This is a genomic window from Pseudomonas sp. CCC3.1 (assembly GCF_034347405.1).
Taxonomy (GTDB): domain Bacteria; phylum Pseudomonadota; class Gammaproteobacteria; order Pseudomonadales; family Pseudomonadaceae; genus Aquipseudomonas.
In genome coordinates, this window is the sequence record NZ_CP133778.1 from 1059619 (window position 1) to 1074341 (window position 14723).

Here is a 14723-nt window from a genome sequence, read left to right on the forward strand (position 1 = left end):
TCAGGTAACGACTCTGAACGGTCAATGCCCTGAAACGCAGAGCCTAGACCGTTTAGACCGAAGAGGCGCGAAACCTTACCTTAAATTATTCGCCTTCGCGGGGAAAACCCGGCCCGTCATGCGAGTCGGGGGTTTCAAAGCAGCCTTCGAGCAAGTGATAGCGGTTATGGCGCACCTCATCCACGCGCTGGCGCACGGTTTTTTCGGGCAGCCCGAGCAATATCAGGGCATGTGAAGCCAACATCAAGCTGGACTCCAGCAACTCGGGCACCACTTCGGTGGCCCCGGCCGCTTTTAGTTCGGCGAGTTTGCTGTCATCGCGGGTTCTGACCAGTACCGGCACATCAAGAGTGATCAGCCGGGCCTCTTTGAGCACACTCATTGCGACATCGCTGTTATCCACCGCGATCACCAGCAGGCGCGCGCGGTCCAGGCCTACAGCGCGGAGCAAATCACCTCGACGCGCGTCGCCGTAATGCACCGAATTTTCGGTTTTGGTGGCCTCTTGAATTCGATCCGGGTCGTAGTCCAGCGCGATAAATTCTTGGTTTTCGCGGCGTAGAAAACGCCCGATGGACTGACCGACACGGCCATAGCCACAGATCACAACGTGCCCGTGCAACTCGGCACTTTGTGCGGCGATCTCTTCCAGTTCGGCTTCTTCATTCGACTTGTGGTGCAGGCTGGCAGCGATTTGCGGCGCGGCGCGCAGCAGCAAGGGGGTCAGCAGCATCGAACAGAAGGTGGCCGCCAGCAAATAAGGAGCGTCTTCGGACGGGATCAGCGCGTTGAGCTGCATTTGTGCCATCAGTGCAAAGCAGAATTCACCGCCTTGAGCCAGTGCCAGGCCGCTTCGCCACGCGGTTTCTGCGTCGCTGCCGCGCAGCTTGACCAAAATCGCCACCACACAGCCCTTGATCAGCATCAGGGCCAGCGTGAGGCCCAGAATCAGGAAGCCGTGGTGCAGGAACAATTGCAGGTCGATGAGCATGCCAATGCTGACGAAAAACAGCCCCAGCAGAATGTCGCGAAAGGGCCGGATATCGGCTTCAATCTGATGCCGGTAATGGCTCTCTCCCAGCAGCATGCCCGCCAGGAACGCGCCCAGCGCGGGGGACAGCCCCAGTAAATGGGTGAGCCATGCGGTGACCAGCACGATCACCAGGGCCAGCAACACAAACAGCTCGGCAGAACGCGAGGCCGCCACTTCATGGAACAGTCGCGGCAACAGCAAGCGGCTGGTGATGAGCAGACCGACAAACAAAATCACAGTTTTGCCCAAGGTCGTCGGCAGTGCCCAATACCAGGCTTGGTCGCTGCTGCCCGCAAACACGGGCACCAGCGTCAGCAGCAAGACCGCGACGACGTCCTGAAACAGCAGCACGCCAATAGCGTTCTGGCCGTGACGACTGAAAATTTCCCCGAGGCTGGTCAGTTCTTTGCTGACGATGGCGGTGGACGACAAGGCAAGCCCGGCGCCGAGTAGCAGTGCGCTGTTGGGGCTCATCCCAAAGGCATACAGCAGCCCGCCCAGCACCACGGTCGTGCCTAAAACCTGCAAACTGCCGAGGCCAAACACCACGCGCCGCAGCTTGAGCATCTTGGGCAGCGAAAACTCCAGCCCCAGCGAAAACAGGAGAAACACCACCCCCAACTCGCCGAGGTCAGGCAGGTCCGGGCTGTCATTGACCCAGTTCAGTGCGGTCGGGCCAATGAACAGGCCGACACACAAATAACCCAGTACCGGCGGCAGTTGCAGGCGTCGAAACAGGGCAATGACGACCAGTGACGAGGCAAGGATGATTAACAAATTGGCAAACACGAAAGTCTTCCTTGTCGGTTCGAATAAAAAAGCCGCGAGCATCCAGCAATTGGGCGTGAGGGACGCTGATGCACGTCAGCCAGGCCGGTAATCGTCAGATTTAATCGCAAGATGCTGGGCAAGCGTAGTCGCAAGCGGTGCTGTAGAGCGATTGTATTGTTGAGCACCATGGGTTGGGTGATGCTCGCAAACGGGTCGACGTGTTCGGGCAAGGCTCCTAAAATGCACGCCTATTTTATGGAAGGTCATTATTGATGCTGCCCGAATGTCAGTTGTTCGGCACCTTGGGTTGCCATTTGTGTGAGCTGGCCGAAGACGTCGTGATGCCTTTGGTCTACGACGGCGGGTTGATGGTTGAGCTGGTCGACATTGCGGACAGCGAGCAGACCGTTGCAGCCTACGGCTTGCGCATTCCTGTGTTGCGCCGTGTGGATACAGGCCTGGAGCTGGACTGGCCATTTGATACGGAGCAGGTGAAGCACTTTCTGCTATAGACCTCGGCGCTCTGTGCGCGATAATCGCGGGCTGCATTTTCTGTCCAGAGTGTCTTATGTCGACCGAGCTGTTTAACGCCGCCGAGCACCAAGCCAGCACGTTGTATCTGCCGCCGGGCGCCTGGCTGACAGTGCTCGATTGCTTGTGCGAGCACTTTCGGGCCATCAGCCGTGAGCAATGGCTTGACCGAATGGCCCGGGGCCGCGTGCTGGACGCCAACGGGGCGCCGATCAGCCCGCAACTGGCGTACAAAGAAGGCCTGCGCATTCACTATTTTCGTGAAGTGCCCAACGAGACACCGATCCCGGTGCATGAAACCATCCTGTATGCCGACGAGCATCTGGTGGTGGCGGACAAACCGCATTTTCTGCCCGTGACCCCGGCGGGCGAATACGTTGAACAGACGTTGCTGCGTCGCCTGATCCGTACGCTGGACAACCCGCATCTGGTGCCGCTGCACCGTATCGACCGGCATACCGCTGGCCTGGTGTTGTTTTCGGCCAATCCGGCCAGTCGTTCGGCGTATCAGTCGTTATTTCCCACGCGCAAGATCGATAAGCGCTACGAAGCCATTGCCCGCGCTTTGCCTGAGCTTGAGTTGCCGCGTGTGCATAAAAGCCGTTTGGTGGAGGGCGAGCCGTTTTTCCGCATGCAGGAAGGGCCTGGCGCCAGTAACACCGAAACTCGCGTCGAGGTCTGTGAGAAAACGGGTGATGTGTGGCGTTACGCGCTGTACCCAGTCACGGGTAAAAAACATCAACTGCGGGTGCACATGGCGTCGCTGGGGGCGGGAATTTGCAATGACCCGTTTTATCCTGACGTGATCAAGGACGCGGTCGACGACTACACAAAACCGCTGAAATTGCTGGCGCAGAGCTTGCGCTTTGCCGATCCGCTGACCGGTGAAGAACGCTTTTTCGAGAGTCGGATTCATCTGGATTGGTAGTGGCCGTAGCGCCATGAAACCGATCAGTCAGATTCGGGCTTAAGAGTCTTAGTTAGGGCCGAAAAACCAGTCAAAGTCGTCGAAAGCATCATGATTGTCGGACATAAACAAACATTAAAAACTCTTCATAATTAGCCTGCTCGAAGATTGATAGCGTGCTCGGCGCTGTCCAACAATTCGAGTTCTAATAATGAATAAAAAACTTCTCAAAAGCGCTCTGGCGCTGTCCATTGCCTGTGCCTCCACGCAACTGTTCGCCGGTGGTTTTGCCCTCAACGAACAAAGTGTCAGCAGTATGGGGACCGGCTATGCCGGTCGATCCTCTTCTGCCGACGATGCCAGCACTGTGTATGGCAACCCCGCCGGTATGTCCCGCCTCAAGCACAATGAAGTCAGCTTCGGCGCCACCTACCTCGATGCCAAATCCACGATCAAGGACGCGAGCTCCTCGCAGTTTGGTGCTGATATCCCGGGTACCAACAAGGGCGACATGGTGCCCGGCATTGCCGTGCCGTTTGGCTACCTGGTGACCCCGATTGACGAACACTGGGCGTTCGGTCTGGGCATTTATGCGCCGTTTGGCCTGGTCACCGACTATGAACACAGCTTCCAGGGCAATGGCTTTGGCAACAAAAGCAAGGTTCAAGTCATCACGGTCCAGCCGACAGTCAGCTATGCCTTCAACGACAAGGTTTCGGTAGGTTTCGGCCCGACGTTCAACCGCATCAGCGGCGAACTGGATTCCAAAGTGCCAGCGTTTGGCCTGGGTACGGAAACCGTCAAGATCAAGGGTGACGACACCGCGACCGGTTTTAACGCGGGTCTGTTGGTTCAGGCGCTGGACAGCACTCGCTTCGGTGTGACCTACCACTCGCAAGTGGTTTATCACCTGAGTGGCAACACAAACGCTTCGGGTTTTCTCACAGACTTGGTGGACGGCGGACCGCAGCGTTATGACGCCAAGCTGAACATCACGACACCGTCGTCGGTCGACTTCTCCGTGACCCATCAACTCAACGATGACTGGACTCTCTATGCGGGCAGTACCTTCACCCGCTGGAGCCAGTTGAAGAAAATCACCGTCAATAACTCGGGTGTGTCCGATTCTGCCATCGCGTTGGCCGGGCTGAACGCCATCACCGAGGTGCAGAACTGGCATGACACGTGGTCGCATGCCATCGGTGCTGCGTATCGGGTCAATAAACAACTGGTATTGCGTACCGGCTTCTCGGTGGACCAGACCCCGACCAACAACACTGATCGCTCGGTGCGTATTCCTACGGGCGACCGTACGGTATTCAGCCTGGGTGCAGGCTGGACGCCAGTGGATAACCTGACCTTCGACGTTGCCTATTCCTACCTTAAGGAGGAGCCGATCAAGGTCCGTGACAACCAGCCAGCATTGGGCCTGACCTACGACGCCAAATATAAAAACAGCGCTAACGGCTTTGGTGGTTCGGTGACGTACCGCTTCTAATCGCGCGTCTGTAAAAAAACAAAACCCGCTCGAGGCGGGTTTTGTTTTAAGCGCGTAAACGCCAGGGCTTACAGCTCTTTAACGGTGCGAACCTGATCTTTGTTGATGCGGGTGGCTTTGCCGTCCAATTGCTTGAACTGGTAGAAGCCCGACGCTTCATCGTACTTAGGGGCATCGACTGTCTGGATTTCGCGGCCGTCGTTCAGCGTGATCACGGATGGCGAAGCACAGCCAGCAAGGGCGGCCAGACCAGCAGTGAGCATAAGAGCGGCGAGAGTCCGATGAGTCATTGTTTATCTCCAACAAATATAAGTGCTGATAGTAATCACTGTCCTTGAGACGTATACATCGTCAGCAAGTTCCTTGGCTAGTGTCACAAGGTCAGCGCGTGATGTTATTTAAGAAAGTGCGCGGTGTTGAAGTTACTCAGCCGTGGATCATTTTCGGCGCATTGCAGCGCTCGTGCATTGAGCTGGAGCATGATTTTGCGCGGGCTGCGCTCGCCCGCTTGCCAAGCAGCCTCGAATGCCGGGGCCGATGCGGTCGCAATGACGCAGAACAATGGCTCCCAGTGTTCGCCCTGACGCACCATGACTGGTTGATCCGGTGAGTGAGCGGCAGTATCGAGCAGGGCGCTGAGCAGATCGCTGTCGACCTTGGGTACATCACACGGCAGCACCAGCAGATGCGAGTGCCGGGCAACCGCCAAACCTGCACGAATGCCCGCCAGCGGCCCGTCAAAATCATCGTTGCCATCGCTGACCACATGATCGGCATACGCGGCGTACTGGGCGTGGTTGCGATTGCACGAAATGATCAGGTCATCGGTCAATGGGCGTGCAGCCCGTTGAACATGGGCAATCAACGGCAAGCCTTGCCAGGTCACCAGGCCTTTATCCTGACCGCCCATGCGCTGGCCACGGCCCCCGGCCAGCAGCAGGATCGAACAGTGAAACGGGTGCATGGGTTGACTCCGCTCAGCCAGGTAAAAGAAGGGCGTGATATAACATCGCACTGTTTTTCCTACAACTGGACCTCGTCTATGAAAGCCAAGGTTGATACGCCTTTTGTTCCTTTAAGCATCGCGGTTTTGACTGTCAGCGATACCCGCACCCTGGAAACCGACACCTCTGGACAGGTCTTTGTCGACCGCCTGAACGAGGCCGGGCATCATTTGGCGGCGCGGGTACTGCTCAAGGATGACCTTTATAAAATTCGCGCGCAGGTTGCTACCTGGATCGCCGATGACGAGGTTCAAGTGGTGCTGATCACCGGCGGCACCGGTTTTACCGCCCGTGACAGCACGCCAGAAGCGGTGAGCTGTTTACTGGATAAACGCGTGGATGGCTTTGGCGAATTGTTCCGCCAGATATCGGTGGCCGACATTGGCACCTCGACTGTGCAATCACGGGCCTTGGCCGGTTTGGCCAACGGCACTCTGGTGTGCTGCCTGCCGGGGTCGACCAATGCCGTACGCACGGGCTGGGACGGGATTTTGGCCGAGCAACTGGACGCTCGCCATCGGCCTTGCAACTTTGTCGCGCACTTGAAGCAGGCGCCAGCCTGTGAAACCCGTGGGTAAGCCGGGGCGCACGGGTGAACTGATGCCCGTTGAAGTAGCGCTTGAGCGATTACTGGCGCTGGCCGACGCCGCACCGATCCGCGACAGCGAGTCAGTGCCCTTGGCCGCGAGTGATGGTCGGGTTCTGGCCAGTGACCTGATCGCAACCCTGGACTTGCCGCCGTGGCCCAACAGTGCCATGGACGGTTACGCACTTAACCTGGCCGATTGGACCGGCGAGCCGTTACCCGTCAGCCAGCGGATTTTCGCCGGCCAGGCGCCTGAGGCCTTGGCGCTTGGCACCTGCGCGAGAATCTTCACCGGGGCACCGGTCCCGGCGGGTGCCGATTGCGTCGAGATGCAGGAAAACGCTCAGGTCCAGGCTGATGAACGGGTGCTGTTCACCGAGGCGCTGAGCGTGGGGCAGAACATCCGCCCTCAGGGTCAGGAAACCACGGCTGGCGAAATCGTACTGCCTGCCGGCACGCGCTTGGGGCCTATCGAGCAAGGGCTGGCGGCGTCTTTGGGGTGCGCCACCCTGCACGTGATTCGTCGTACCAAGGTCGCTGTGCTGTCGACGGGTGATGAATTGATCGAACCGGGCCAGCCGCTGGGGCCGGGGCAGATCTACAACAGCAACCGCGTGTTGCTGTGCAGTTGGTTGACGCGCATGGGCTGCGAAGTGGTCGATGCGGGGATCTTGCCCGATGACCTGCCCGCGACCCGACAGCGTTTGGCTGAACTGGGCGCGGTCGATCTGATTTTGTCCACGGGCGGCGTTTCGGTGGGCGAGGCGGACTTTTTGGGGGTAGCCCTGCGCGAAGAGGGCGAGTTGGCCCTGTGGAAACTGGCCATAAAGCCCGGAAAGCCCCTGACCTTCGGGCATTTTCGTGGCGTGCCGGTGATTGGCTTGCCGGGTAATCCAGCTTCGACCCTGGTCACGTTTGCCCTATTGGCCCGGCCCTATCTGCTGCGCCGTCAGGGCGTGCAAACGGTTGAGCCGCTGAAGTTTCAGGTGCCAGCCGGGTTTGTCTGGCCCAAACCGGGCAATCGCCGCGAATACCTGCGCGGCCGATTGGAGCAAGGCCGCGCCATCATTTACAAAAACCAGAGTTCGGGTGTTTTGCGCAGCGCCGCCTGGGCTGAGGGGCTGGTCGAAGTGCTCGAACACAGCACGCTGGTCGAAGGTGATTGGGTTGGGTTCATCCCGTTGAGTGAAGTGCTGGGCTAAGCCTGCGCACCTCATTCTCTGCGACGCATTGATCGACTCGTTGACGCCCGCGAGAGGTTGTTTGGCAAATAAATCACGAAAATTGGGTCTTTCTTGACGGGCCGTTGTCCAAAAAAAATCAGACTCATCAGGAGATGACGCATGAGTGCAGGTAAAGCATTTTTGATTTTGCACGGCAAGCAAGCGATGAACGAGGGCGTTCGGGCGGCGGTTGAGCAGCAACGTTCAATGGGGCGCGAGTTGGCGGTGCGCCTGACCTGGGAGGCCGGTGATGCTCAGCGCCTGGTGCACGAGGCACTTGCGGCGGGCTATACCCAGTTGATTGCCGGTGGGGGGGATGGCACTTTGCGCGATATTGCCGAAGCCATGGCGCTGGCGGACACCACGGCCAGTCTGGTGCTGTTGCCGCTGGGCACGGCCAATGACTTTGCCCGTGCTGCGGGTGTTTCTCTGGAGCCTGGCGAAGCCCTGGCCTTGCTGGATGTTCCGGCTCGGGAAATTGACTTGGGCGAAGTCGGCGGGCAGTACTTTTTGAATATGGCCACGGGGGGCTTTGGCAGTCAGGTCACCGCCAATACTTCCGAAGACCTGAAAAAAGTCCTCGGCGGTGCCGCCTATCTGTTTACGGGCCTGTCGCGTTTCAGCGAGTTGCAGGCAGCGTATGCAGAGCTGCAAGGTCCGGATTTTCACTGGCAAGGTGAGTTGCTGGCGCTGGGAATCGGCAATGGACGTCAGGCGGGCGGCGGGCATGAGTTGTGTCCAGAGGCGCTGGCCGATGACGGGCTGCTGGATGTGAGTATCTTGCCGGCCCCGCAAGAGGTGGTGGGGACCCTTAAAAACCTCATGGCTGGTGGCTGGGGGCTGGATAACCTGTTCGTGCGGGCGCGCCTGCCATGGGTTGAGATCAAGACGGCTCAAGGCTTGTCGCTCAACCTGGATGGTGAGCCGTTATCCGGCGAGGCCTTGCGCTTTAGCGTACGTAAAGGCGCTCTGCGGGTGCACTTGCCTGAAGCATCGCCTCTGCTGAGTCTTGAGCGTTAAAAGGATGTCAGATGGCCATTATTTTTGTCGGCAGGCGTTTTACGGGGTCAAGTATCGGTGCATGGGGTCGATAGCCTTGGATCTTTAGCACCTACGCCCAGGAACCCTCTATGGCCGGCATTCTCGACACGGTAGACCAGCGAACGCAGCTGGTCGGTGAAAATCGACTGGAACTTCTTATGTTTCGCCTTGCGGGACGGCAGTTGTTCGCGATCAACGTGTTCAAGGTGCAAGAGGTGTTGCAACTGCCAAAACTGACCTTGATGCCGCATCGCCACCCGCATGTCTGCGGGGTGGTCAATCTGCGTGGCAAGACGCTGCCGGTGATCGACCTGTCTCAGGCCATCGGCATGCGGCCGGTGGTGCCGGGGCCAGACAGCACGATTATCGTGACTGAGTACAACCGTTCGATTCAGGCGTTTCTGGTCGGCAGCGTGGACCGGATCGTCAACATGAACTGGGAAGCCATTTTGCCGCCGCCGAGCAGCGCCGGGCGCCAGCATTATTTGACCGCCATCAGCAAGGTTGATGAGCAGTTGGTCGAGATCATTGACGTGGAAAAAGTGCTGGCCGAGATCGTGCCGTACAACGCCAGGGTTTCGCGCGAGAAGCTTGACGATCCGGTGCTGGAGCGCGCCCGTGGACGTGAAGTGCTGCTGGTCGACGACTCCAGCGTGGCCTTGGCGCAGTTGCGCGAAACGCTCTCGCAGCTTGACATCAAAATGCACATCGCCAGTGACGGCCTCAAGGCCTTGACCCTGCTCAAGCGCTGGGCCGATTCGGGGCAGGTGATGACCGACAAATTGCTGATGGTGTTCACTGATGCCGAAATGCCGGAGATGGACGGCTACCGCCTGACCACTGAAATTCGTAACGACCCGCGTTTGCGCGATCTGTACGTGGTGCTGCACACCTCGTTGTCGGGCAGCTTCAATGAGTCGATGGTGAAAAAAGTCGGGTGTGACAATTTCCTCTCCAAATTCCAGCCGGATAAATTGGTTGATGTCGTACGTCAGCGCTTGATGCTGGATGAAGTGTCTGCCTGATTCGACGCAAATAGCGGATCTTTGCAGGGGCTGGCGGCTCGTATACTGTGGCTTTTTTTACCTCGCAGGGAGCTGTCCCCATGCTTCGCCTAAATGCGCTTTATCGTTTTCCACTCAAATCCGGCAAAGGCGAAAGCCTGTCTCAAGCCCGGCTCGACACGTTGGGGCTGGTCGGCGACCGCCGCTGGATGTTGGTGGACGAAGCGAGCGGGCGATTCCTGACGCAGCGCGCTGACCCCAAAATGAGCCAGCTGTCTGCCCTGTGGAATACGGGCGGAGGTCTGACCTTGGGCGCACGAGGTTTTGAATCGTTGGATGTTGCACTGCCCGATCCTGATCAGGATTTGCGTGGAGTTACGATCTGGCGTGACACCTTGCGTGTGCCGGATGCCGGGGATGAGGCCGCGCAGTGGTTAAGCCGCTTTATCGAAAAACCGGTGCGATTGGTGCACGTGCCAGTGGAGCGTGCGCGCATGACAGAAGCGGGGTATGGGCACGACGAGGACAAAGTGGCATTCGCTGATGGCTATCCGTTGCTGTTGATTGGGCAGGCATCGCTCGATGACATTTCCCGCAAGGTCGGGCGCTCGATGGAGATGCTGCGTTTTCGCCCCAATCTGGTGATTGAAGGCGGCGAAGCGTTTGCTGAAGACGGCTGGAAGCGCATCCGCATTGGCGATGTCGAGTTTCGTGTGGTCAAGCCGTGTTCGCGTTGCATCCTGACCACCATCGACCCGCAAACCGGCGAGCGTGACGCCAGTCGCGAACCGCTGGCGACCCTGATGACCTATCGCAAACAGGCAGACGGCACCATGTTTGGGCAAAACCTGGTAAATGACAGCGAGGGCGTGCTGGAAGTCGGGATGCCGGTAACGATCCTGGAATAACCCGAATCTGAACGGGTACTGCCCTTGTAGGAGCGAGCTTGCCTCGCGATCTTTTTAAAGATCAAAAGATCGCGAGGCAAGCTCGCTCCTACAAGGTTTCAGTGATTACTGATCATCAAAATAACGTTCATGCCAGTCCACCAGCGGCTGTGGCACGTTGAGTTTCTGTCCGTAGATCACCGAATAAGACAATACGTTTTGCACGTATTGGCGGGTTTCGTCGAACGGAATGCTTTCAATCCAGACATCAAAGCCTAAGTGGTTCGCACCTTTGAGCCACTGACGGACACGGCCCGGCCCTGCGTTATAGGCGGCAGATGCGAGCACCCGGTTGCCGTTGAACTGACCATGTACCTGGCTCAGGTAAGCGGCGCCGAGCTGGATATTTTTGTCCGGGTCCAGCACTTGTTGCGGCGAGGCCAGCGGGATGCTGAACTTGCGTGCAGTCTCTTTGGCGGTAGCTGGCATCAATTGCATCAAGCCGCTGGCGCCGACACCGGAACGGGCGTCGTCCATAAAGGCACTTTCCTGACGCGTAATAGCGAACACCCAGCTTGAGTGCAGCCCGCGCACTTTGGCTTCGCGCACCAGAGTGTCGCGATGCGCCATCGGGAAACGAATATCCAGGTCGTCCCAATATTGCGCCTGACTGATGGTGCGGATGGCCGGGAAATACCACTTCAGGTCGTAGGCCAGCTTGGCCTGGGCGACCATTTCGTCGCGATTGAAATGGCGGCTGACGTAATACCATTCGCGCCGACCATCCACCACTTGGCCGCGTGCATGGAACTCCAAAGCACGCTGCACGCCCGGTGTGTTGCGCACTTTGTTGACCAGTTGCGGGCTGAGCATCAGCGGTCTGTTGTTGAGCTGATAAGGGGTTTGCGCCCGATCAGCGGCCAGGAAGCCGTAGAAGTCACGTTCCTTGGCGACGTTTTTCAGCAGCACCAGCGCTTGCGGGTTTTTCGGTTCGGCCAGTTCCAGGCTGCGCGCTTGCCAGTAACGCCAGCGGTTGGTAGTTGCCAGGTCTTGCGGCAGCTTTTTGGTCAGCTGGTAGGCGTCTTCCCAGCGCGCAAGGCGCAGCAGCAGGCGCAGGCGCCATTCGGTGACGGTGTTGTCACGCAACTCCGGGTCGTACTGGGTCATGATGTCCAGGCCGCGGCTGTCGTAACGGCGGGCGAACGTCAGGCCGATTTCTCGGGCAATGGACACTTTTTCGTCACGAGAAAAGTGCATGTTAGTGGCGTAGGTGTCGAGCAGTGCCGCAGCCTTTTCCGGGTCTTGGCGTGCCAGGCGTCGTAGGCCAAGGCCGACCGCGTCCGACATGGCCTCACTGGCCGGGGCAAAGCGTGACGGCTGGCTGAGCATGTCGGGCTTCTGTGCCACGTCGATCATGATCTTGGCTTGTGGGCCCAAGGTAGTAAGGCCACTGGCCAGCGAGGTGGCCAGCCCGTAATTGCGTGCTTCGGCGGCCAGCTTGACCCGCTGCCAGCGTTTTTGCTCGGTCAATTGGCCTTCAGCGGCCCATTGGCTGAACAGCGCATCACAGGCGGCTGGTTGTGCCTTGCCAACCAGCCAGAGCTTCTCGGCGCTGGCATACCCTTCGGCCTTGAGGTTGTGGTTGAGCTGATACTGGCCGTTGAGGCAATCGAGTTCGGTGAAATTGAGCTTAGGGTCGTAGTACTTGGCGAAGGTGGCCCAGTCGCCACGGTCTGCCAGCCAACGCAGCCAGCGCAGTTTCATCCAGTTGGCTTGCGGCAGGTCGCCATGCTCAGCCAAAAACTGCTCGATTTCGGTGTTGCTGGCGGATTTCAGGCGGGCGGTCAGCTCGTCATACGCCAGATAAGGGGTCAGTGGGTAACTGCGCAGGGCAGTGGCATTTTGAAAATAAGGGCCGGAGTCACCTTTGGCCAAAGCGCGTTTAGCGTTGTCGTAGAGTTGGCGTTGTTGAGTCAGGTCTGCGGCCAGCGTGGATTGCACGGCGCAGCTGGTGAGAAGCAGGCAGGATAAAAAGTTGAAAAGACGACTGCGCATGAGGCTTCCGTACAGGTAAAGATCACGACAAGTGCAGGGTGGACCGCACTGATTGCCTCGTAGCTTAGCCTTTTGCCAGCGAGCCGTGAAAGCCTTGCCAGCCAACCGGTGCAACTTGCTACTAAATGAGAGGCTGGCGCGCCCGTACAAGAAATACCCGGCCGCCTGCGGGCTCAAATCAGGTAGAATGCGCGCCCAGTTTTTGGAGAAGCTCATGACCCTGCTCAAATTCAGCGATGTGTCCCTTGCTTTCGGCTCTACGCCGTTGTTGGACAAGGTGTCCTGGCAGATCGCCCGTGGAGAGCGGGTGTGCATCATCGGCCGCAACGGCACCGGCAAGTCCAGCATGATGAAGCTGGTAAAAGGTGATCAGAAGCCCGACGACGGCTCTGTCTGGCGCGCACCCGGCCTCAAGATTGGCGAATTGCCGCAAGAGTTGCCGGTGGCCGACGGGCGGACCGTGTTCGACGTTGTAGCCGAAGGCCTGGACGGTGTCGGCGAGTTGCTGGCTCAGTACCATCACCTCAGCCAGAACATCGTTACCGATGCCGACCTGGACAAACTGATGCATGTCCAGCAAGACCTTGAAGCCCGTGACGGCTGGCGCTTGCAGCAATTGGTCGACAGCACCCTGAGCCGCTTGCAGTTGCCGGCAGACAAAACCCTCGCCGAATTGTCCGGTGGTTGGCGTCGCCGCGTCCTGCTGGCGCAAGCACTGGTTTCCGAACCGGACCTGCTGCTGCTCGACGAACCGACCAACCACTTGGACATCGGCGCAATCGCGTGGCTGGAAGAGGCCTTGAAGGACTTCCAGGGCGCTGTTCTGTTCATCACGCATGACCGTTCCTTCTTGCAGAACCTGGCCACCCGGATTCTGGAATTGGACCGTGGCGGCCTGATCGACTGGAATGGCGACTACGCCAGCTTCCTGGTACACAAGGAAGCCACCCTGGCGGCAGAAGAAACCGCCAACGCCTTGTTCGACAAGCGCCTGGCTCAGGAAGAAGTGTGGATCCGTCAGGGCATCAAGGCCCGTCGTACCCGTAACGAAGGTCGCGTTCGCGCCTTGAAAGCCTTGCGAGTAGAGCGCAGCGAGCGTCGTGAGCGTACCGGCAAGGCCAATATCTTGCTCGACACGGCCGACAAGTCCGGCAAGCAAGTGATGGTGCTGGAAAACGTCAGCTTTGCTCACCCGAACGGTCCGTTCCTGATCAAGGACTTCTCGATGGTCCTGCAACGTGGCGACCGTATCGGTCTGCTGGGCGCAAACGGTACGGGCAAAACCACACTGTTGAAGCTGATGCTGGGCGGTCTGCAACCGACCGACGGCAAAGTGGAAGAGGGCACGCGCATCGACGTGGCGTACTTCGACCAGTTGCGTCACCAGTTGGACCTGGAAAAAACCGTGATCGACAACGTTGCGGAAGGCCGCGACTTTATCGACATCGATGGTCAAAGCCGCCACGTCCTCAGCTACTTGGGTGACTTCCTGTTCAGCCCGCAGCGTGCCCGCACGCCGGTCAAGGCGCTGTCGGGTGGTGAGCGTGCGCGTTTGTTGCTGGCCAAATTGTTCAGTAAGCCAGCGAACCTGCTGGTCCTCGACGAGCCGACCAACGACCTGGACGTTGAAACTCTGGAGCTGTTGGAAGAAGTGTTGCTGACCTTCCAGGGCACCGTGCTAATGGTTAGCCACGACCGGGCATTCCTCGACAACGTGGTCACCAGCACCCTGGTCTTCGAAGGTGAAGGCAAGGTGCGTGAATACGTGGGCGGTTATCAGGACTGGCTGCGTCAGGGCGGTTCGCCGCGCTTGTTGGGCGTCACCGAGAGCAAGTCCGGCAAAGCTGACTTGAACTCGGCGGTGGTGACGGCAGCACCGGCTCAGGCCGCTGCACAGCCTGCACCTGCGGCAAAGAAGAAACTCAGCTACAAGCTGCAGCGCGAGCTGGAAGCGTTGCCGGGTGACATCGACGCCAAAGAACAGGCCATCGCTGCCGTTGAAGCTGACATGGCGAAAGCGGATTTTTATCAGCGTCCTGCTGCGCAAACGGCCGAAGTGATCGCCAAGCTGGAAAAGCTGCAAGCCGAGCTTGAGCAATTGGTTGAGCGTTGGGCTGAGCTGGATGCCTGATTGACCGTTAGCTGAAATGAAAAAGCCCGGCCCTTTAATCAAGGGTCGGGCT

13 protein-coding genes are annotated in these 14723 nt (G+C 58.6%); 9 read left to right on the forward strand and 4 right to left on the reverse strand.

Annotated elements, in window-relative coordinates:
* Window positions 1-85: 85 nt before the first annotated feature.
* Window positions 86-1822, reverse strand: coding sequence for a monovalent cation:proton antiporter-2 (CPA2) family protein (locus RHM56_RS04860; RefSeq protein WP_322239119.1), 1737 nt, complete (start codon window positions 1820-1822; stop codon window positions 86-88).
* 254 nt (window positions 1823-2076) lie between these two features.
* Here RHM56_RS04860 and RHM56_RS04865 point away from each other — a divergent pair, with 254 nt between their 5' ends.
* The 3 genes from RHM56_RS04865 to RHM56_RS04875 all read left to right on the forward strand — a co-directional run bounded on the left by RHM56_RS04865 (window position 2077) and on the right by RHM56_RS04875 (window position 4740).
* Window positions 2077-2316, forward strand: coding sequence for a glutaredoxin family protein (locus RHM56_RS04865; RefSeq protein ID WP_322239121.1), 240 nt, complete (start codon window positions 2077-2079; stop codon window positions 2314-2316).
* A gap of 56 nt (window positions 2317-2372) precedes the next feature.
* Window positions 2373-3263 carry a pseudouridine synthase gene (locus RHM56_RS04870; protein ID WP_322239123.1) on the forward strand — a complete coding sequence of 297 codons (891 nt, stop codon included), beginning with the start codon at window positions 2373-2375 and terminating at the stop codon, window positions 3261-3263.
* Between the two features lie 190 nt (window positions 3264-3453).
* Entirely contained in the window at window positions 3454-4740 is a 1287-nt protein-coding gene (locus RHM56_RS04875) for an OmpP1/FadL family transporter (RefSeq protein WP_322239125.1), read from the forward strand.
* Window positions 4741-4808: 68 nt separating this feature from the next.
* Here RHM56_RS04875 and RHM56_RS04880 read toward each other — a convergent pair whose 3' ends face one another.
* Together RHM56_RS04880 and mobA are read right to left on the reverse strand one after the other, a co-directional pair.
* Window positions 4809-5030 carry a YgdI/YgdR family lipoprotein gene (locus RHM56_RS04880; protein WP_026014075.1) on the reverse strand — a complete coding sequence of 74 codons (222 nt, stop codon included), beginning with the start codon at window positions 5028-5030 and terminating at the stop codon, window positions 4809-4811.
* A 104-nt stretch (window positions 5031-5134) separates the two neighbouring features.
* Window positions 5135-5704 (reverse strand): molybdenum cofactor guanylyltransferase MobA, encoded by a 570-nt coding sequence (gene mobA, locus RHM56_RS04885; RefSeq protein WP_322239127.1) that lies wholly within the window; start codon window positions 5702-5704, stop codon window positions 5135-5137.
* A gap of 78 nt (window positions 5705-5782) precedes the next feature.
* On the opposite strand from mobA, the gene moaB reads away from it, so the two are divergent.
* From moaB to RHM56_RS04910, 5 genes are all read left to right on the forward strand, one after another.
* Entirely contained in the window at window positions 5783-6322 is a 540-nt protein-coding gene (moaB, locus tag RHM56_RS04890; RefSeq protein ID WP_322239129.1) for a molybdenum cofactor biosynthesis protein B, read from the forward strand.
* Window positions 6306-7532, forward strand: coding sequence for a gephyrin-like molybdotransferase Glp (gene glp / locus RHM56_RS04895; RefSeq protein ID WP_322239131.1), 1227 nt, complete (start codon window positions 6306-6308; stop codon window positions 7530-7532). Before moaB ends, glp begins: the two co-directional genes overlap by 17 nt.
* Before the next feature lie 141 nt (window positions 7533-7673).
* Window positions 7674-8573 carry a lipid kinase YegS gene (gene yegS / locus RHM56_RS04900; protein WP_322239133.1) on the forward strand — a complete coding sequence of 300 codons (900 nt, stop codon included), beginning with the start codon at window positions 7674-7676 and terminating at the stop codon, window positions 8571-8573.
* Between the two features lie 110 nt (window positions 8574-8683).
* On the forward strand, window positions 8684-9619 hold the full coding sequence (locus tag RHM56_RS04905; RefSeq protein WP_322239135.1) for a chemotaxis protein CheV: 936 nt from the start codon (window positions 8684-8686) through the stop codon (window positions 9617-9619).
* Between the two features lie 80 nt (window positions 9620-9699).
* The gene (locus RHM56_RS04910) at window positions 9700-10506 is read left to right on the forward strand and encodes an MOSC domain-containing protein (protein WP_322239137.1); all 807 of its coding nucleotides are present in this window, start codon (window positions 9700-9702) and stop codon (window positions 10504-10506) included.
* Window positions 10507-10611: 105 nt separating this feature from the next.
* On the opposite strand, the gene RHM56_RS04915 is transcribed toward RHM56_RS04910, so the two are convergent.
* Window positions 10612-12540, reverse strand: coding sequence for a transglycosylase SLT domain-containing protein (locus tag RHM56_RS04915; protein WP_322239139.1), 1929 nt, complete (start codon window positions 12538-12540; stop codon window positions 10612-10614).
* A 214-nt stretch (window positions 12541-12754) separates the two neighbouring features.
* Here RHM56_RS04915 and RHM56_RS04920 point away from each other — a divergent pair, with 214 nt between their 5' ends.
* Window positions 12755-14671: an ATP-binding cassette domain-containing protein gene (locus RHM56_RS04920; RefSeq protein ID WP_322239141.1), complete on the forward strand. Its 1917-nt coding sequence runs from the start codon at window positions 12755-12757 to the stop codon at window positions 14669-14671.
* Window positions 14672-14723 lie beyond the last annotated feature (52 nt).